This is a genomic window from Chryseobacterium sp. BIGb0232, assembly GCF_024810195.1.
Taxonomy (GTDB): Bacteria; Bacteroidota; Bacteroidia; order Flavobacteriales; family Weeksellaceae; genus Chryseobacterium; species Chryseobacterium pennae.
Genome location: NZ_JANUEH010000005.1, coordinates 226,660 through 244,507, shown reverse-complemented (window position 1 = coordinate 244,507; position 17,848 = coordinate 226,660). Strand labels below are relative to the sequence as shown.

The window sequence follows — 17,848 nt, the reverse complement described above, 5'->3', positions numbered from 1 at the left end:
AACAATATTAATATAATTAGTATTTTTAGTGATTAAATATGATTAATTAAATGAAAGTTACTTTTGAAAGAGTAATTCCCAATGAGAAAAGCTCTTTTCGGACAATTCATAATAACTCTCCTATTTCAGAATTCAAATGGGAGTACCACTATCATCCGGAAATTGAGCTTGTGTGTGTTATTTCCGGGAGCGGAACCCGTCACGTTGGCTATCATAAAAGCAATTATACCCATGGAGATCTCGTTCTGATTGGTTCTAATATTCCACATTCAGGATTTGGGTTGAATTCTATTGATCCACATGAAGAAATTGTGCTTCAGTTCAAGGAGGAAATTCTCCAGTTTCCCCAACAGGAAGTAGAAGCAAGATCCATCAAAAATTTATTGGAACTTTCAAAATATGGTATTCATTTTCATCATAGGGTAAAAAAAGCCATGCTTCCGAAGCTCAGACTTATGCTTGAATCGGAAGGTTATAAAAGATATTTGCTGCTTCTGGAAATTCTTTTTGAACTGTCCAAGTGCAAAGATTATGACCTTTTGAATAAAGAAATCATGCCTTATACCATTATTTCAAAGAATAAAACACGCCTTGAAAATATCTTCACTTATGTAGAACATCATTACGATAAGGAAATTAATATTGAAGATGTAGCAAAACTAGCTAATCTTACCTTACCTGCTTTTTGTAATTTCTTTAAAAAAGCAACCCAGATCACTTTTACAGAATTTGTGAACCGTTATCGGATCAATAAAGCCTGCCTGCTGATGGCTCAGGATAAATCTATTTCAGAATGCAGCTACAGTTGTGGTTTCAATAATGTGACTTATTTTAATAGGATGTTTAAAAAGTACACAGGGAAAACACCTTCAGAGTTCATTAAAGATTATGCTCATAATAAGGTTAATATCTAGTAAAACTCTCGCAGATCAAGCAAATTTCGCAGATATTGCCCGATAAGAAAATCAGAGATTTTCTAAACTTATGTGTGCTTCTTATACAGCATACTTTTAACTTAAAAAATTACTTAAATGTTTAAAATCTTTTGTGACTTTTGTGGTTACAATAGTCCCCTGTAAATTGTAAAATTTTATTTTCCCACAGATTATACAGATTTACACAGATGGTTTTTTAATATTTCTCATCTGGTTTTCCAAATTGGTATCCTTGTCAAGGATATTTTAAAAGTCAGCCACTAATATAAAATTCAGCTGATGTTTAACTTAAGATTTCAAATTCACATTCCGACATTGTGGATAACTTTTTCACAAAATAAACTATATTTATTTTTGAAAAAAACCTTAACAAGGAGCTTTATAAGCTATTGATTTTATACCAGATACATAAATATATTTTCTACAATCTCATATTGTGGATAACTTTTTTCGACAGATTCATACAGATGTTTACGTATAAAATACCTTAATAAAAAATCTGCGTAATCATCTGAATCAGCGAGAAAAATAATCTATAGAGACCTGAAAATTTATAGAAACAAAAAAAGCTGCTCTAAAAAGAACAGCCCTATATTATTACCAATAAGAACCTAAAACAGGAACTATTTCCATTTAATATTACATCCCATACTTGGTCTCTGAATTTCTTCCTGTGCTTCTCCAGCTAAAAGATTTTCAAAAGCTATGATAAGATCTTCTCCGGTAATATCTTTATTGTTCCCTGGTCTTGAATCATCCATCTGACCTCTGTATACAAGATCTAATTTATCATCAAAGAAATAGAAATCAGGAGTACATGCAGCATCGTAAGCTCTGGCAATAGTCTGGCTCTCATCAAATAAATAAGGGAAATCAAAATTTCTTTCGATTTGGAATTCAATCATTTTTTCAGGAGAATCATCTGGATATTTTTCAACATTATTAGCATTGATTGCGATGAATTCAATTCCTTTTTCATTGTAATCTTCATACAATTCATTGATTTTATCAATTGCGTGAAGAACAAACGGACAATGGTTGCACATGAAGATCACCAGTGTTCCTTTTTCTCCTTTCAGCTCTTCTAAAGACTGAAGTTCATTCGTTTTTGACGGGTTTGGAAGCTCAAAAAACGGAGCTTTTGTACCTAATGCCAACATATTTGAGGGAGTATTCATATCCTTTTTCTTTAGTTTCACAAAGATAGAAATTTCTTTGGTTATATGGTAAGGAACATAGAGGCTGGAAGATGGAAGTTATTTTTCCCAATATATTTATCGAGTAAAACTATATATTTTATTAATTTTTACAATAATTTCAAAATTACACACTTAAACTACTTCCAGTACCCATTCTTCCAACTTCCAGTCTATTTTAAATTATTTCTTTTTCCATGAAAATCAAAATAATGTTTGGAAGATATCCTTAAAAGTTTGTAGTTTTGCTAACACTGTTAGAAAAGAATATCATGGGCTTACATGAACGTCGTCAAAGAGAAAAAGAATCCATCCGTGCAAGTATTTTGCAGGCTGCATTCACTTTGGCTAAGTCTGAGGGCTGGGCATCACTTTCCATGCGTAAAATAGCAGACGCTATTGAATACAGCGCACCGGTGGTGTATGATTATTTCGAAAATAAGGATGCTATTTTATTTGAAATTTCTTTAGATGGCTTCCATAAATTACACATAGAATTACTAAAAGCACAACAACAATATAGCACTCCGGAAGAGCAACTTGTAGCTCTTGTAGATGCCTATTGGGCCTTTGCTTTTAATAATAAGGAATATTACCAACTTATGTTTGGTCTGGGAATGCAATGTTGTGGAAAAGGACAGATGAAAAAAGAATTTTCTTCATTCCAGGAGCTTATTTACGAATGTACTTATAACATTATTGAGAAAAACGGATCAAATACAGATAATGCATGTCATATGTCTCATGCCTTATTTTCAGCGGTTCATGGAATGATTTCTATTATGATGATGCGTACAGGAGATATTCCGTCTACTATGAATAAATCGACTTTGGATGAAACAGTTTCGTCCTTTATTAAGTCTTTATAATATTTTTTTGGACTAAAAATTAACACCGTTAGGAAAATTAACACTGAATTAATATCATTCACAGTTGATTCCTAATACAATTAAAAAACTATTTATGTAAAACTCTACTTTATTCAGTTGTTAAAGGTAATTATTTTTTCTTTTATAATTAACACCGTTAGCAAAATTAACACATATTACACCTCACTCTTTATATACTTAAATACATTAAAAACATTTTTCAATTATGGAAACAATCGATCTCATCGGACATTAAAAATTCTGTAATTTTTTTTGAACAAATCATTAACACTGTTAGGAAAAAAAACAGCATTTATTAAAAAGAAAACATTACTTCAATCTAACACTTTATTAAAAAATTAAATTAACAATGAACATACCTGGAAAAACAAGGTTTATTGTACTTATTTCAAGTATAATTCTTTTACAGAGCTGCACCAAGGCTGCGGAAGGATCCAATACTGCCCCACCAGCTCCAGAACTTCCGGTTTATACCGTTATCACCTCTCCTGCTACCACATATCAGGAATTCCCAACTGCTTTAGAAGGGAAAAATAATGTGGAAATCAGATCACAGGTTGATGGATATCTTGATAGAATTTATGTAGAGGAAGGCGCTTATGTAAGAGCCGGACAGCCTTTATTTAAAATAGATTCAAGAAGTTATGGCGAGCAGATGAATATGGCTCAAGCCAATCTTCAGGCTGCCAATGCCAATATACAAAAGGCAAAAGTAGAAGTTGACAGACTTCAGCCATTGGTTGCTGCAAAAGTGGTTTCTGATGTACAGCTTAAAACAGCAAAAGCCAATTATGAAGCAGCTGTTGCAGCCGCATCACAAGCCAGAGCCTCTGTTGGAAGTGCAAAAATAAATATAGGATTTACAACCATTACAGCACCGGTAAGCGGATATATAGGAAGAATCCCTTTCAAAAAAGGAAGTCTGATCTCAAGAACTGATCCTAATCCATTGACTTTATTATCAGATATCAGTGAAATTTACGCCTATTTCTCTCTAAGTGAACTTGATTTTATTGCTTTTCAGAATAAATATCCGGGAGCCAGTTTGGAAGAAAAGCTGAAAAATATGCCAATGGTAGATTTGGTTATTGCAGACAACAGTACCTATCCTGAAAAAGGAAGACTGAGTATTGTAGACGGACAGTTCGATAAAACAACAGGAGCCATCAGTGTACGTGCTGTTTTCCCTAATACTAACGGGTCTTTGAGAACTGGGAATACAGGAAGAGTACGTATGCCACAACTGATTTCAAATGCAGTGGTAATTCCTCAGGAATCTACTTTCGAAATTCAGGATAAAACGTATGTCTATGTAATGGGTAAAGATCAAAAGGTAACAGGAAAACCTATCAAAATATCAGGAAAAACAGACAGTTATTACTTTATCTCTGAAGGGCTTTCACCTGGAGAAAAAATTGTCTACACCGGAATCGGAAACTTAAAAGATGGCGCTTCTGTTAGACCTAAAGCTATTTCCTCAGACAGTTTACTGAGAGTAAAACCTTTGTAATTATTCTGAAACGGAAGACTTAAAAAAATAAACTTCTTATGTTAAAACAATTTATAGAAAGACCGGTACTTTCAACGGTCATCTCCATAATACTCTTATTATTGGGAGCCTTGTCTCTCTTTAATTTGCCCATTGCCCTGTTTCCGGATATTGCACCACCAAGTGTTCAGGTAACAGCTTTTTATCCGGGAGCAAATGCTGAAGTAGTAGCACGTTCTGTAGCAACCCCCATTGAGGAAGCTGTAAACGGAGTGGAAAATATGACCTATATGACTTCCAACTCCAGTAATGACGGAACGATGACGCTGAGCGTTTTCTTTAAGCAGGGATCTGATCCAGATAATGCCGCGGTAAACGTTCAGAACCGGGTATCAAAAGCGATGAGTCAGCTTCCTCAGGAAGTGATACAAGCCGGAATTTCTACTCAGAAAGTTCAGAACAGTATGATCATGTTTATGGGATTATCCAGTGATGATCCGAAACAATATGATGAACTCTTTTTACAAAACTATCTTAAAATCAATGTAATTCCACAGATTCAGCGTATTCCAGGGGTTGCCCAGGCTCAGGTTTTCGGAACAAGAGACTATTCCATGAGAATCTGGCTAAAACCGGATCGATTAGCTGCTAACAATCTTTCCCCACAGGAAGTTCTGAATGCCATCAAAGATCATAACCTTGAAGCAGCTCCAGGACGTTTAGGGCAAGGAAGTAAGGAAACTTATGAATATATCCTTAAATATAAAGGAAAGCTAAATAAAGGCGAAGATTACGAAAGCATTGCTATTAAAGCAAATAGTGATGGTTCATTCTTAAGATTAAAAGATGTTGCAAGAGTAGAATTTGGTTCTTATACCTATACCGCTACAAACAGAGTAGATGGAAAACCCGTTGCCGGATTTGCCATTTTACAAACTGCTGGCTCTAATGCCAATGAAATCTTGACTGAGATTGAAAAACAGGTAGATCAGTTCAGTACGACCCTGCCTAAAGGAGTGAAACCGATTATTATGTATAATTCTAAGGATTTCCTTGATGCATCTATCCACCAGGTGGTTGAAACATTAGTAATTGCTTTCGTTTTGGTATTTATTGTAGTATTTATTTTCCTTCAGGATTTCAGATCTACCTTAATTCCAGCCATTGCAGTACCGGTAGCCATTATCGGAACATTCTTCTTCCTACAGTTATTTGGGTTCAGTATCAACATGCTTACATTATTCGCATTGGTACTCGCCATCGGTATTGTAGTAGATGATGCCATTGTAGTGGTAGAAGCCGTCCATTCTAAAATGGAACATACAGGAATGCAAGTTGAGCAGGCAACTGTAAACTCTATGAGCGAAATTTCCGGAGCTATTATTTCCATTACGTTGGTGATGTGTGCGGTATTTATTCCGGTAGGATTTATGCAGGGACCTGCAGGAGTTTTCTACAGACAATTCGCTTTCACGTTAGTAATTGCGATCCTGATCTCAGCAGTCAATGCATTGACATTAAGCCCAGCTTTATGTGCAATGTTTTTAAATGATCCTCAGGGAGAACATGGTGAGCATGGTCACAAAAAAGGGTTTGGAGCAAGATTTTTCAATGCATTCAATGCAAGCTTCAACAATATGACCAAAAAATATATTTACAGCCTTAAGTTTTTAATTAAAAACAAATGGGTTTCTATCGGAGGTCTTGTTTTAATTACTGCGGCCAGTATTTTTATGATCAAAAAAGCACCCTCAGGATTTATTCCAACAGAAGACCAGGGATTTGTTCTTTATGCTGTGAATACTCCTCCGGGAAGTTCACTGGAAAGAACACACAGAGCGACTGAACAGATTGATAAAATCATCAAAGGAGAAAAAGCCACCAATCATCTTTGGGTAGCCGATGGGATGAACTTTATCAGTAACGCCAACGCTTCTCCTTATTCTGCAGGTTTCATCAAGCTTAAAGATTATGATCAACGTGGAGAAATGAAAGATCCGGATCAGATTGCTGCTGCACTGACAGGTAAAGTAAGCCAGGTAAAAGATGCCAATGCTTTCTTCTTCAATTTCCCTACGATTCAGGGATTTGGTAACGTTTCCGGTTTCGAATTTATGTTGCAGGATAAAACCAACGGTTCTTTTGAGCAATTGGGAACAACGACGCAGCAGTTCATTGGTGAACTGATGAAACGTCCGGAAATTGCCTTTGCATTTACAACTTATGCAGCCGGAAATCCACAATACACCATTGATGTAGATACAGACAAAGCCAATCAATTAGGAGTTTCTATAACAGAATTAATGCAGACGATGCAGATTTATTATGGAAGTAGCTTTGTTTCGGATTTCAACAGATTCGGAAAATATTATAGGGTAATGGCTCAGGCAGATATTCCTTATCGTACAGATATTAATTCTTTGGAAGGAATCTACGTGAAAAACAAATTGGGAGAAATGGTTCCTGCTAAAACACTGGTAACCTTAAAAAGAACATTTGGACCGGAAACCGTAACCAGAAACAACCTTTTCAACGCGGTAACCATTAATGGAACTCCGAAACCTGGATACAGTACCGGAGATGCCATCAAAGCTGTAGAAGAAGTGGCCAAACAATCTCTTCCGAGAGGTTATGGATATGAATGGACCGGAATTACCCGTGAAGAGATCAAAACAGGAGGACAAACAACGTTTATTTTCTTATTAAGTATCTTATTTGTGTACTTCCTGTTAGCGGCTCAATACGAAAGTTATATCCTTCCATTTGCCATTATCTTAACCATTCCAACCGGAATATTCGGGGTATTTGCTTTCACAGGACTGGCAGGAATTGATAACAATATCTACGTTCAGGTTGGGCTAATCATGCTGGTCGGATTATTGGCAAAAAATGCTATCCTTATTGTAGAATTTGCTGTACAAAGAAGAAAAGCAGGAAGATCACTGATTGAATCAGCACTTCAAGCTTCAAGATTACGTTTAAGACCAATCCTAATGACTTCTTTTGCCTTTATTGTGGGGATGCTACCATTAGTTTGGACGCAGGGAGCTTCTGCAAAAGGAAACCACTCTATTGGATACAGTACCGTAGGTGGAATGCTTACAGGAGTGGTATTCGGAATTTTCATTATCCCGGTGATGTATGTTGTCTTCCAATATCTGCATGAAAAAATGCCAAGCAGAAAAAAGAAAAGACTTCTGAAAAAACAGATGGAAGAAGAGCTTTTAGCTTCAACTATTAATTAAATGATAAAAAGAGAGAGATTATTAAACCACAAACATCTGTGTTATCTGTGGGAAACAATAAACCTCACCACTGTTTAGTTCATTAAAGTTTATTAAACAAAAACTATGAAAAGAATAAAAAATATTATATTAACATTCGCCATAGCTTTAGGATCTGTTTCGTGTGTGTCAAAACTGGCATACACGGAGCCGGACCTTCCGTTACCGGAAAAATTCCAGTACACTGCTACAGCTGATACTGCAAGCATTGCCAATCTGGAATGGAAACAGTTTTTCAGCGATCCTATTTTACAGGAACTGATTGAAAAAGGAATTAAAAACAATTATGACCTTCAGATTGCCTTAAAACAGGTAGCTTCCTCACAGGAAAAACTGAAACAGGCAAAATATATGCAATATCCGGATGTTGGTTTCGGAGTAGCTGCACAGATTTCCAGACCATCTAAAAATAGCATGAATGGTCAGAGCATGAATTTATTTTTAGGCCAAAATCATGTTGAAGATTATAATGCAGCATTCAATCTTTCATGGGAAGCTGACATCTGGGGGAAAATAAAAAACCAACAGGAAGTTTCCAGAATGCAGTATCTGCAGACCTATGAAGGTTCGAAAGCAATTCAAACCCAAGTGGTAGCTGCTATTGCACAGGGATATTATAATCTTTTGATGCTGGATAAGCAGCTTACGATTGCAAAATCCAATTTGGAGTTAACCAGCAATACTCTATTGATTACACAAAAAATGTGGGAAAGTGGTGACACAACCTCTTTAGGAGTTCAGCAGGCTACAGCTCAAAAGCAAGCCACGGAACTTCTGATTTCCCAATTAGAACAGAATATCGCTATTCAGGAAAATGCATTGAGTATTTTGGTTGGGGAAACTCCTAATAAAGTTAACAGAACCCTTGAGATGTCTGATACTTCCTTGCCTCAAAATATCACAGCAGGGCTTCCGGCAGCTATGGTAAGCCGCAGACCTGATGTACGCCAGCAGGAACTTGTTTTGCTGGAATCCAATGCCATGGTAGGAATTGCTCAGGCCAATATGTATCCTGCACTAAAGATTACGGCCAATGGAGGTGTCAATTCATTCAAATTTGATAACTGGTTTCAGATTCCGGCATCATTATTTGGGTCTGTGTTAGGAGGGATTACCCAGCCTATTTTTCAGAAAAGACAATTGAAAACTGATTTCGAGGTAGCTAAAATTCAAAGAGAGAAAAATGTACTGGCATTCCGTCAGTCTGTATTGAATGCTGTAGGTGAAGTTTCCGATGCTTTGGTTTCCAATGAGAATTTAAAAGTTCAGGAGCAAAAAGCGGCCGAACAATCCACAACATTGAAAGATGGAATTAAAAGTGCACAGCTTCTTTACAGAGGAGGTTCAGCCAATTATCTTGAAGTGATTACCGCCCAGGGAAATTCACTTCAGGCCGAGTTGAATCTTGCTTCCATTAAAAGACAGAGATTAAGCAGCATTGTAGATTTATACAGAGCGCTGGGCGGCGGTTGGAAGTAGTAAATTAAATTATATTGTTTGAATGCGGTTCTTTATAGGACCGCATTTTTTTGTTATTAAAAAAAATAAATTATTTCTTTTCATTCATCTAATTTTCATAACTTTATACAAAAAGTAACACACCTAATCTATCCAAAATTAGTCATATATGAATGATACAATTTCTTACAAAATTCAAAATGCTTACATGCTTCCCTATGAAAAAGTAATTGATAAAGAATTTATGGATTTATATGATAAAACGAATGAAATCATTGCTTCATCAAGAATTTACTTTGTTTGTAGATTAAGATCAAAAGGATTCCTTTTTAACCGATTTTCAAAACCAGAAGTTTTATATGTAGGCGAAACATTTGATAAAGAAAACCGATTTTATCGGCATGAAAAAATATTAAAAGCAACAACTCTCAAAGAACCCAAAGATAAACTTGTAGTATATTTTTTACATATTCGTTTTTCTTATTTGGGATTAAATACATTTTATAATAATCCAATGGAGATTTTTAATGAAATAAAAGACTTAAACAGTAAAACTTCAGTCAGACTACTTGAAAGGCTATATATTAAACTTTTTAATCCCATTTTAAACGAGAGCCACAATGACAACAATGTTATTGAAGATAATTTAGTTCAAAAAAAATTAATTGACAATTCCATTCATTATGTAAATTTAGATATTGGAATGAATGAATCACTATTCAATTTTACTGGTGGAAAAAGAGCTGAAAAACACGATATTTATACCTTTAATTTAACAAATAATGAAATGACTTTTGGCCATCCTTTATTGGAGTTATTATAATTATCTAAACCATTAAGATAATTTAAAAAATCAGTTTCATTAAGAATAGTTTTTAAAATATTCTTCCTTAAAGTGAGGGTCATCTTAGCCTGCTTGCCACATTAATAAACCTTAACGTTCAAAAAATCAATTCTGAAATTTATCTGTAATCCAAAGAATCAAATCATTATAATTCTCCTGAGAATATCCTATTTGTAAATAATGAATATCATCTGCCTTTCTATACCATGTCAATTGACGTTTAGCATATCTTCGGCTATTTTTTTTAATTTCAGAAACGGCAAAATCAAAATCCCATTCGCCATCAAAATATTTGAATAGTTCAGCATAGCCAACTGTATTCAGAGCTGTCAATCCTTTGAATCTCTCTAAACCTTTCACCTCATCCAAAAGACCTTTTTCGATCATAATATCAACCCTGCGATTGATTCTGTCGTACAACTCTTCTCTTGGAGCTTCAATTCCTATTCTTATCACGTTGAAATCTCTGGAATCCTGGGAAACAGCAATCTGTTCAGAATATTTTTTATCCGTTTGCCAGATCACATCAATGGCACGTAAAAGTCTTCGGTGATTGTGAATATCCACTACTTCAAAATACTCAGGATCTAACTCTTTTAAAATTTGCTGAAGCTTTTCAACTCCCTCCTCTTCCATAAGTTTCTGAAGCTTTTCCTGATTTTCAACATCAGCTTCAGGCAGATCATTCAGCCCTTCAATCACAGCTTTTTCATACATCATACTTCCACCAACCAAAATTACGGTGTCATGATTTTGAAAAAGTTCATTAAGTTTTTTCAGAGCATCTTCTTCATATTGCCCGATAGAATAGTATTCTTCTACTGAAAGATTTCCGATAAAATGATGAGGTGCTTCAGCCAATTCTTCTTCAGAGGGGGCTGCAGTTCCTATTTTCATCTCCTTGAAAAACTGCCGGGAATCACAGGAAATAATCTCGGTATTGAAATGTTTCGCCAGATCAATTGCCAGTTTTGTTTTGCCTATTCCGGTGGGTCCTACTACAGAAATCAGATTTTTCATCAGTTCACATACATTATTTTATCAGTAAAATAGAATCTTTTACAGATTTCACTGTGCTAATTTAAATGTTTATCTTTGTAGAACAATAAAAAACTATGATTTTATCAATGACTGGCTTCGGTAGAGCCGAAGGTGTTTTTGAAGGAAAAAAAATAACAATAGATATTAAATCACTGAACAGCAAGAGCTTTGATTTAAATATCAAAATTCCTTTACGTTACAAAGAAAAAGAATTTGAGATCAGAAAAATTCTTAACGATAGAATTATCCGTGGAAAAGTTGACTGTTATGTCAATCTTGAAAACCTTGAAGAATCTAATGATGTAAAAATCAATAAAGGTTTAATTGATTCATACATTAATGAATTTAAAAATATTGCATCAGATGGTCCTGATTTCGAATACCTGAAAATGGCAGTAAGGCTTCCGGATGCCATCTCCTCAAGACCTGATGAACTGACAGAAGGTGAATGGGAAGCATTAGCGAAAATCGTTCATGCTGCAGTTGATAGATTTGAAGAGTTCAGAAAAACTGAAGGCGGTATTTTACATGAAGAATTAAACAGAAATATTCAGAATATTGAACAGTATCTGGGCGAAGTGATTCCTTTTGAAGAAGAAAGAATCGTAAGTGTAAAAGAACGTTATCAAAAGACTCTGAAAGAATTCGAAAATGTAGACGAAACCCGTTTCTACCAGGAAATGGCTTATTTCACGGAAAAACTGGATATTTCAGAAGAAAAAGTAAGACTTACTCAGCATTTGAAATATTACAAGGAAGTAATGGACAATGAATCTTTCAACGGTAAAAAACTGGGCTTTATTTCTCAGGAAATCGGAAGAGAGATCAATACATTAGGTTCCAAGGCCAATCATGCTGAAATTCAGAAACTGGTAGTGATGATGAAGGATGATTTGGAGAAAATTAAAGAACAAACGTTAAACGTATTATAGACCATAGACCTATAGACAAGAAATATGAGACAAAATCTCATATCTCCAATCTAAAAATCTCTAATCTGAATGGATAAAGTAATTATATTTTCAGCACCGTCTGGAAGCGGAAAAACTACATTGGTAAAGCATTCCCTGGAAACTTTCCCGGAACTGGAATTTTCAATCTCATGTACTACGAGACAACCTAGAGGAAGTGAAGTACATGCTGTGGACTATCATTTTTTATCGCCTGATGAATTCAGACAGAAAATTTCAGAAGATGCTTTTGTAGAATATGAAGAAGTATACACTGATAAATATTATGGAACTTTAAAATCTGAAGTGGAAAAGATCTGGAATCAGGGAAAAGTTGTTATTTTTGATGTAGACGTAAAAGGAGGAATTTCCCTGAAAAAATACTTCGGAGAAAAGGCTTTATCTATTTTTATAGAACCGCCTTCCATTGAAGAACTGGAACGAAGATTGATTTCAAGAAATACGGATGATGCTGAAACCATTAACACCCGCGTGGAAAAGGCTGAAGAAGAAATGTCTTATGCCAGCGAATTTGACAGGATCGTCATCAATTCCGATCTTGATGAAGCTAAAAAAGAAATAGAAAGTTTAATAAAAAGTTTTATCAATAATTAATGGCTGGAAGATGGAGGTCAGAGGATGTAAGTAATATGCTTTCATCAAAATCTAACTTCTCATTTCTAACCTCTAACTTCTGATAATAAAAAACATTGAAGTTGATATGAGTACCGAAACATTAGAAAAAGCTAAATCTGCGATTCCTGTAAAAGGATTCCTGGATATAAAAGATATTGCGATTCCTCAGGGAGAAGACTTGGTAAAAGCCATTCTGAAACTTAAGGAAGAGAAAAATGCTGTCATCCTTGCCCATTATTATCAACCGGGAGCAATTCAGGATATCGCTGATTTCCTTGGAGATTCTTTGCAGTTGGCAAGACAGGCAAAAGAAACCAATGCTGATATGATTGTATTCTGCGGAGTACATTTCATGGCTGAAGCCGCAAAAATTCTTAACCCAACTAAAAAAGTAGTTCTTCCTGATACCATGGCCGGATGCTCTCTGGCAGACGGATGTTCAGGAGAAGGATTGAGAAAAATGCGTGAGCAACATCCTGATGCCTTAATTGCAACATACATTAACTGTAATGCTGAAACTAAGGCAGAAAGTGATATCATCGTAACAAGCTCCAATGCTGAAACAGTGATTGAAGCCCTTCCAAAAGACAGACCTATTATTTTCGCACCAGATAAAAATCTGGGAAGATATCTATCTAAAAAGACAGGTCGTGATATGATCCTTTGGGACGGAAGCTGCATAGTACATGAAGCATTTTCAATGGAAAGAATTGCAAAACAACTTGCAGACAATCCGGATGCAAAAATGATTGCACACCCGGAAAGTGAAGAAGCTGTTCTAAAATTAGCCCACTTCATTGGTTCTACTTCTGCCCTATTGAACTATGTAGAAAAAGACGATTGTCAGACATTCATCATTGCAACAGAAGAAGGAATTCTTCACGAAATGAGAAAACGTGCACCACACAAGGAATTGATTCCTGCATTGGTTTTTGACGAGAGTTGTAACTGTTCAGAATGTTTTTACATGAAACGTAACACCATGGAAAAACTGTATTTATGTATGAAATACGAGCTTCCTGAAATTCTTATCGACGAAGAATTAAGATTAAAAGCATTGAAGCCAATTGAGGCGATGCTTGATCTTTCTAAAAGCATAAAGTAAACAAAAGAGGCTGTCTCAAAAGTGAGATAGCCTCTTTTTTTATTTCAAAACTCCTTAGAGGTTCTTTAAGATACTCCACCATCCATGCAATCACTGCTGACAATCACACACATTTTACAATAAGTGGGAAGTGCTTGGTAAGTAGCGCACGAATAATCATTAGGCCCATTTCCAAAAGTAGCATTTTGTGGGCACCCACCGCATCTTGATGGACCTGCTCCGTGCAATTCTTCTAGTGCTTTTCTGTTTAATTTCTTTAGATTTTTCATAGTAGTTTAATTTTTGATGTTAATATACTTATTTGCTATAATAGTCCGAATAATCCGGGCCGTAGCAATCTGCACTTACGTCTACACAGTTTCTGCAGTTCGGAGATAATGCCCAATAGCTCCAGCAACTATTCGTGTACTCAGGCCCATCACCATAATTTCCGCCTGTAGGACAACCACTACATCCCTGCTGTTCCTTACCTTTGATATTTTTCAGTTTTGTTCTTGATAGTTTTTTCATGTTTAAGTTTATTATTAATTAGTATTTTAAAAAAAATATTATAATTATTTCTATTACCTATCCCCAAAACAGTAAATACTTACTCCTACACAGTTTCTGTTTCTGCAATAATCAGGTAGTGTAAAATAATTTTCACATGTTCCACCATATTCTGGCCCCGGTCCATACATAACATGGCTAGGACATCCCTTACAAATAGATGCATTGGCCCCTTCAATACTTTTAAGACTGAATCTTGATAATTTTTTCATACTATAAAAATTTTGAATGATTGTAATCTGATTCAAGTTACAGCATTGGAGCATAACATTTCCCACCCGGCTTTAGCCAACATCCCCATTTACCTCCTCCCATAAAACAGACAAGCTGCTCACTGCCACAAGCATCAATTTGAATTTGTGTTGCACCACCACTGATACTTTTCTTTTGCTCTCGTGTTAATTTTTTAATTGTTTTCATAATGTTTTAATTTTAAAATAATAAGTAGAAAATACTGTTGTATAATAATTTTATTCTATTAAAAAAGATTAATAAGGCCCAAAGCATTCACTGCTTACAATTACCCTTCCTTTACAACATTCAGGTAAGCTATTAAAGTTCTCACATGATCTTACATCATTTGGACCATAAGGCCCCACAGGACAATTTTCATAGCAATCACCAGGTCCTCCTCCATTAATTGATTTTAAATTTTCTCTCTTAATTTTTTTTGAATTTTTCATAGGATTTTTATTTTAGTTAATATCATAAATATAAGATTTTTAATCAATTACACAAAATATTTCTCAACAAAAGGATTTATCATTTTATTTGTAATAAAAGTTGGCCATTCCAAAATAATTTGTACATTTGTTCTGTTACAATGAATTTTTCAAGAAACATATCTGATATTTCTATCCTGAAGTCACCCATTTCAGGAGTATCTGCTGTTTCCACATTCACAACTACAACAACTACCCCATAAAGGGGTAAATTTTCACATATTATTCCAGTACCCTGTACTCTTTTATAAAGAGTAACTCTTTCGTTTTATCTAACCTCAAATCAATAATTGATGAAAATTTTAAAATTCGGCGGAACATCAGTCGCCAATTCTCAGAATATCCAGTTGGTAGAAAACATTGTGAAAAAGGAATCTTCACAAGACAATGTTGTAGTTATAGTATCCGCACTTCATGGAGTAACAGACCTTCTTATTCAGGCTGCAGACAGTGCTTCCGTTAAAAATAACGACTATCAGTCACTTCTTAAAAAAGCAGAAGAAAAACATCTGAATCTTGTCAAGGAACTTATCCCGGTCTTAGAACAAAGTTCTTTATTGAGCTTTGTGAAAAAACAATTTAATGATCTCGAAGATCTTTACAACGGAGTTTTCGTTCTTGGTGAGCTTACTCCAAAAATCAAAGACAGAATTGCAGCCTATGGAGAATTTCTGTCCTCAAGCATTATTGCAGCCAGACTCCAGCATCAGGGATTAGACTGTTTATGGATGAATACTTCCGAACTCATTATAACTGACAGCAATTTTACCAATGCAAAAGTAAATTTCAACATCACCGAAAATAACTTTAAAAATTATTTCAGTCAGCATCAGCATCAGGTCATCATAGGACCAGGCTTTACAGCTCATGATGAAAATGGCCACATGACAACATTAGGACGTGGAGGATCAGATTATACTGCTGCTATTATTGCTGCTGCTATTCATGCTGAAGAACTTCAGATATGGACAGATGTGAGCGGAATGATGACTGCAGATCCCCGTCTGGCTTCCCATGCAAAACCTATTGCAGAAATTTCCTACCATGAAGCCATGGAGCTTTCTCATTTCGGAGCGAAAGTCATTTATCCACCATCAATTCAGCCAGTGATGGTTAGAAATATTAATCTTAAAATCAAAAACACATTTGATCCGGAAGCACAGGGAACACTGGTTACCCATAATCTGAATATTTCAGAAAACGAAAAACAGGAGGTCGCTGTAGGGATTTCAAATATGGGTAATATTGCACTTCTCACTTTGGAAGGTAGTGGAATGGTAGGAATTCCCGGAATTTCGGCCAAACTGTTTCAATGTCTGAGTCAGGAAAAAATAAACGTTATTCTGATTACTCAGGGATCTTCGGAACATTCCATTACCATAGCTATTCATGAGAAAGATATAGCAGCCGCTGAAAGTACAATTAATGTTTCCTTTGCGGATGATATTAATTTAAAAAGAATAGCACCTGTCACTATTGAAACCGGACTTTCTATTGTAGCCTTAGTGGGTGAAAAAATGAAAAGCAGAAGTGGTGTAAGTGCCAAAATGTTTGGATGTCTGGGGAATAACGGCATCAATATAAGAACAATTGCACAAGGTTCATCAGAAAGAAACATCAGTGTTGTCATTGCTGAAAAAGATGCCAAAAAAGCAGTCAATGTTCTTCATGAAGATTTTTTTGAATCCGAAATAAAACAGATACATCTTTATATCTGCGGAACCGGAAACGTAGGTACTAAACTCATCCAGCAGATCTATGACCAAAATCAATATCTGCGGGAAAATCATTTCATCAATTTAAGAATTGCCGGCCTTTCCAACAGCCGGAAAATGATCTTTGCAGACAAAGGTATTTCTAAAGAAGAATATATCAGTTGGAATGAGTCAGGAACTGAAGCCTCCGCTCAGAGATTTGCTGAAGAAATCATAATCCGCAATTTAAGAAACTCGGTTTTTGTAGATATAACAGCAAGTTCTGAAATCCCAGAAGTATATGAGAGTCTATTAAAAAGGAGCATCAATATTGTTGCCTGCAATAAAATTGCCGCTTCATCAGATTTTGAAAAGTATACAACATTAAAGAATACGGCAAGAAACCACAGTTGCAGTTTCCATTTTGAGACCAATGTAGGAGCAGGACTTCCGGTAATAGGCACCATCAATGATCTCATTAAAAGTGGGGATAAAATAACTTCCATTGAAGCTGTTCTTAGCGGAACATTAAATTTTGTTTTTAATGCTTATGACGGAAGCAGAACATTTTCTGAAGTAGTAGCCCAGGCACAGAAAGAAGGATATACAGAACCGGATCCAAGACTCGATCTTTCAGGAACCGATGTGGCCAGAAAAATTTTGATCCTTGCCAGAGAAGCTGGGTATCCATTACAGTTTGAGGAGATTGAAAATATAGGATTCCTTCCTGAGGCCTGTATGGAAGGAAATGTAGAACAGTTCTATGAAAAACTCACAGAATATGAAAATCATTTTAAATCTCTGTTTGATAATGCACAGAAAGAAGGAAAAATTCTGAAATATACAGCAGAGTTTAAGGATGGAAAAGCTAAAGTAGGGTTACAGCATGTGGCTCCTGGAAGTGATCTGTTTCATCTTTATGGAAAAGACAATATTGTTATTTTTAAAACCTTAAGATATTCCGAACAGCCCTTGGTTATCAAAGGTGCTGGTGCAGGCGCTGAAGTAACAGCCAGTGGTATTTTCGCAGACATTATCCGTTCAGTTTAAAAACA

17 protein-coding genes are annotated in these 17,848 nt (G+C 35.5%); 10 read left to right on the top strand and 7 right to left on the bottom strand.

Annotated elements, in window-relative coordinates; translation table 11 throughout:
* The first annotated feature begins 50 nt into the window (after positions 1-50).
* Positions 51-914, top strand: coding sequence for an AraC family transcriptional regulator (locus M2372_RS14340; protein WP_123320684.1), 864 nt, complete (start codon positions 51-53; stop codon positions 912-914).
* Positions 915-1,558: 644 nt separating this feature from the next.
* On the opposite strand, the gene M2372_RS14335 is transcribed toward M2372_RS14340, so the two are convergent.
* Positions 1,559-2,113, bottom strand: a complete 555-nt coding sequence (locus tag M2372_RS14335) for a thioredoxin family protein (RefSeq protein ID WP_115973658.1) — start codon at positions 2,111-2,113, stop codon at positions 1,559-1,561.
* Between the two features lie 290 nt (positions 2,114-2,403).
* On the opposite strand from M2372_RS14335, the gene M2372_RS14330 reads away from it, so the two are divergent.
* The 5 genes from M2372_RS14330 (at position 2,404) to M2372_RS14310 (ending at position 10,075) form a co-directional block, all read left to right on the top strand.
* Positions 2,404-3,000: a TetR/AcrR family transcriptional regulator gene (locus M2372_RS14330; RefSeq protein ID WP_115973657.1), complete on the top strand. Its 597-nt coding sequence runs from the start codon at positions 2,404-2,406 to the stop codon at positions 2,998-3,000.
* Positions 3,001-3,370: 370 nt separating this feature from the next.
* Positions 3,371-4,531, top strand: coding sequence for an efflux RND transporter periplasmic adaptor subunit (locus tag M2372_RS14325; RefSeq protein WP_115973656.1), 1,161 nt, complete (start codon positions 3,371-3,373; stop codon positions 4,529-4,531).
* A gap of 38 nt (positions 4,532-4,569) precedes the next feature.
* Complete coding sequence (locus M2372_RS14320; RefSeq protein WP_123320685.1) at positions 4,570-7,755, top strand: efflux RND transporter permease subunit; 3,186 nt, start codon at positions 4,570-4,572, stop codon at positions 7,753-7,755.
* 105 nt (positions 7,756-7,860) lie between these two features.
* Complete coding sequence (locus M2372_RS14315) at positions 7,861-9,273, top strand: efflux transporter outer membrane subunit (RefSeq protein WP_123320686.1); 1,413 nt, start codon at positions 7,861-7,863, stop codon at positions 9,271-9,273.
* Between the two features lie 148 nt (positions 9,274-9,421).
* The gene (locus tag M2372_RS14310) at positions 9,422-10,075 is read left to right on the top strand and encodes a hypothetical protein (protein ID WP_115973653.1); all 654 of its coding nucleotides are present in this window, start codon (positions 9,422-9,424) and stop codon (positions 10,073-10,075) included.
* A 126-nt stretch (positions 10,076-10,201) separates the two neighbouring features.
* On the opposite strand, the gene miaA is transcribed toward M2372_RS14310, so the two are convergent.
* A complete protein-coding gene (gene miaA, locus M2372_RS14305; RefSeq protein WP_123320687.1) occupies positions 10,202-11,116 on the bottom strand; it encodes a tRNA (adenosine(37)-N6)-dimethylallyltransferase MiaA in 915 nt (304 codons plus the stop codon).
* A gap of 95 nt (positions 11,117-11,211) precedes the next feature.
* Here miaA and M2372_RS14300 point away from each other — a divergent pair, with 95 nt between their 5' ends.
* The 3 genes from M2372_RS14300 (at position 11,212) to nadA (ending at position 13,828) form a co-directional block, all read left to right on the top strand.
* Positions 11,212-12,069 carry a YicC family protein gene (locus M2372_RS14300; RefSeq protein WP_115973651.1) on the top strand — a complete coding sequence of 286 codons (858 nt, stop codon included), beginning with the start codon at positions 11,212-11,214 and terminating at the stop codon, positions 12,067-12,069.
* Positions 12,070-12,138: 69 nt separating this feature from the next.
* Positions 12,139-12,702, top strand: coding sequence for a guanylate kinase (gene gmk / locus M2372_RS14295; protein WP_123320688.1), 564 nt, complete (start codon positions 12,139-12,141; stop codon positions 12,700-12,702).
* A gap of 106 nt (positions 12,703-12,808) precedes the next feature.
* Entirely contained in the window at positions 12,809-13,828 is a 1,020-nt protein-coding gene (gene nadA, locus M2372_RS14290; protein ID WP_123320689.1) for a quinolinate synthase NadA, read from the top strand.
* Positions 13,829-13,893: 65 nt separating this feature from the next.
* Here nadA and M2372_RS25645 read toward each other — a convergent pair whose 3' ends face one another.
* From M2372_RS25645 to M2372_RS14270, 5 genes are all read right to left on the bottom strand, one after another.
* Positions 13,894-14,097, bottom strand: coding sequence for a bacteriocin-like protein (locus M2372_RS25645; protein ID WP_123947439.1), 204 nt, complete (start codon positions 14,095-14,097; stop codon positions 13,894-13,896).
* 28 nt (positions 14,098-14,125) lie between these two features.
* Positions 14,126-14,338: a hypothetical protein gene (locus M2372_RS14285; RefSeq protein ID WP_115973648.1), complete on the bottom strand. Its 213-nt coding sequence runs from the start codon at positions 14,336-14,338 to the stop codon at positions 14,126-14,128.
* 53 nt (positions 14,339-14,391) lie between these two features.
* Positions 14,392-14,589 (bottom strand): hypothetical protein, encoded by a 198-nt coding sequence (locus M2372_RS14280; protein WP_148060805.1) that lies wholly within the window; start codon positions 14,587-14,589, stop codon positions 14,392-14,394.
* 37 nt (positions 14,590-14,626) lie between these two features.
* A complete protein-coding gene (locus M2372_RS14275) occupies positions 14,627-14,797 on the bottom strand; it encodes a bacteriocin-like protein (RefSeq protein WP_165852318.1) in 171 nt (56 codons plus the stop codon).
* Between the two features lie 68 nt (positions 14,798-14,865).
* On the bottom strand, positions 14,866-15,060 hold the full coding sequence (locus tag M2372_RS14270; RefSeq protein ID WP_123320690.1) for a bacteriocin-like protein: 195 nt from the start codon (positions 15,058-15,060) through the stop codon (positions 14,866-14,868).
* 332 nt (positions 15,061-15,392) lie between these two features.
* Here M2372_RS14270 and thrA point away from each other — a divergent pair, with 332 nt between their 5' ends.
* Complete coding sequence (gene thrA / locus M2372_RS14265) at positions 15,393-17,843, top strand: bifunctional aspartate kinase/homoserine dehydrogenase I (RefSeq protein ID WP_123320691.1); 2,451 nt, start codon at positions 15,393-15,395, stop codon at positions 17,841-17,843.
* The last annotated feature ends 5 nt before the right edge of the window (positions 17,844-17,848 follow it).

What these genes read in the sequence shown, in the direction of transcription:
- M2372_RS14330 (WP_115973657.1), top strand. Translation starts at nt 2,404, where the DNA reads ATGGGCTTACATGAACGTCGTCAAAGAGAAAAAGAATCCATCCGTGCA.
- M2372_RS14285 (WP_115973648.1), bottom strand. Translation starts at nt 14,338, where the DNA reads ATGAAAAAACTATCAAGAACAAAACTGAAAAATATCAAAGGTAAGGAA.
- M2372_RS14320 (WP_123320685.1), top strand. Translation starts at nt 4,570, where the DNA reads ATGTTAAAACAATTTATAGAAAGACCGGTACTTTCAACGGTCATCTCC.
- M2372_RS14340 (WP_123320684.1), top strand. Translation starts at nt 51, where the DNA reads ATGAAAGTTACTTTTGAAAGAGTAATTCCCAATGAGAAAAGCTCTTTT.
- nadA (WP_123320689.1), top strand. Translation starts at nt 12,809, where the DNA reads ATGAGTACCGAAACATTAGAAAAAGCTAAATCTGCGATTCCTGTAAAA.
- M2372_RS14335 (WP_115973658.1), bottom strand. Translation starts at nt 2,113, where the DNA reads ATGAATACTCCCTCAAATATGTTGGCATTAGGTACAAAAGCTCCGTTT.
- gmk (WP_123320688.1), top strand. Translation starts at nt 12,139, where the DNA reads ATGGATAAAGTAATTATATTTTCAGCACCGTCTGGAAGCGGAAAAACT.
- M2372_RS14310 (WP_115973653.1), top strand. Translation starts at nt 9,422, where the DNA reads ATGAATGATACAATTTCTTACAAAATTCAAAATGCTTACATGCTTCCC.
- M2372_RS14300 (WP_115973651.1), top strand. Translation starts at nt 11,212, where the DNA reads ATGATTTTATCAATGACTGGCTTCGGTAGAGCCGAAGGTGTTTTTGAA.
- M2372_RS14270 (WP_123320690.1), bottom strand. Translation starts at nt 15,060, where the DNA reads ATGAAAAATTCAAAAAAAATTAAGAGAGAAAATTTAAAATCAATTAAT.
- M2372_RS14275 (WP_165852318.1), bottom strand. Translation starts at nt 14,797, where the DNA reads ATGAAAACAATTAAAAAATTAACACGAGAGCAAAAGAAAAGTATCAGT.
- M2372_RS14315 (WP_123320686.1), top strand. Translation starts at nt 7,861, where the DNA reads ATGAAAAGAATAAAAAATATTATATTAACATTCGCCATAGCTTTAGGA.
- M2372_RS25645 (WP_123947439.1), bottom strand. Translation starts at nt 14,097, where the DNA reads ATGAAAAATCTAAAGAAATTAAACAGAAAAGCACTAGAAGAATTGCAC.
- thrA (WP_123320691.1), top strand. Translation starts at nt 15,393, where the DNA reads ATGAAAATTTTAAAATTCGGCGGAACATCAGTCGCCAATTCTCAGAAT.
- M2372_RS14280 (WP_148060805.1), bottom strand. Translation starts at nt 14,589, where the DNA reads ATGAAAAAATTATCAAGATTCAGTCTTAAAAGTATTGAAGGGGCCAAT.
- miaA (WP_123320687.1), bottom strand. Translation starts at nt 11,116, where the DNA reads ATGAAAAATCTGATTTCTGTAGTAGGACCCACCGGAATAGGCAAAACA.
- M2372_RS14325 (WP_115973656.1), top strand. Translation starts at nt 3,371, where the DNA reads ATGAACATACCTGGAAAAACAAGGTTTATTGTACTTATTTCAAGTATA.